1 protein-coding gene is annotated in these 613 nt (G+C 63.8%); it reads left to right on the top strand.

The features are described from left to right. Positions 1-613 (top strand): hypothetical protein (locus tag ACFQ2O_RS22195; protein ID WP_377533194.1); only part of this gene is annotated, 613 nt, incomplete at both ends.

Raw genomic sequence — 613 nt, 5'->3', positions numbered from 1 at the left:
CATCGGAGTTGAGCAAGACAGGTGATGGGTTTGCTACCAGCGCTGCCGGTACGGACGTCACCTACCCGACGACGACCAGCGATGCGATCGCGGTCCGAACGCAGGTCGGCGACACGGAGCGGGAGTACTCGATCGGAATCCCGACCACTGGTGCGCCGGCGGAACAGCACGCCGGGTTGAACGCTGTTTCCTACGACAACGAGAACGGCTCCGCCACCGTCTCCTCGACCCGCGACGACGGTTCGGTCGTCATCGGTACGACGATCGACGGTACTTCCGCACCCACCGAGTATTCGTACCCGGTCGCTGTCGACGGCGCTCCTGCAGTGCTGACGGTGGAAGATGACCGGTCAGTGACGGTCGCGGACACCGCGGGCGACGTGATCACGCACTTCCTCACCCCGTGGGCCGTCGATGCTGCCGGCACTAAGGTCCCGACTCGCTACGAGGTTCACGGCAACGTGCTGACGCAGGTCGTTGAACACGCCAACGCGACGTACCCGGTGGTTGCCGATCCGACGTCCTCGAAGTACTTCAAGAAGGTCGTCGTCGACAAGACCTCGGATAAGAGAGGCACGATCGTCCACGTGCATCCTAGCCCGGGCATGCCTCC

The organism is Pontibacter rugosus (genome assembly GCF_042678745.1).
GTDB lineage: Bacteria > Bacteroidota > Bacteroidia > Cytophagales > Hymenobacteraceae > Pontibacter > Pontibacter rugosus.
This window is presented reverse-complemented; position numbering and strand designations above follow the sequence as displayed.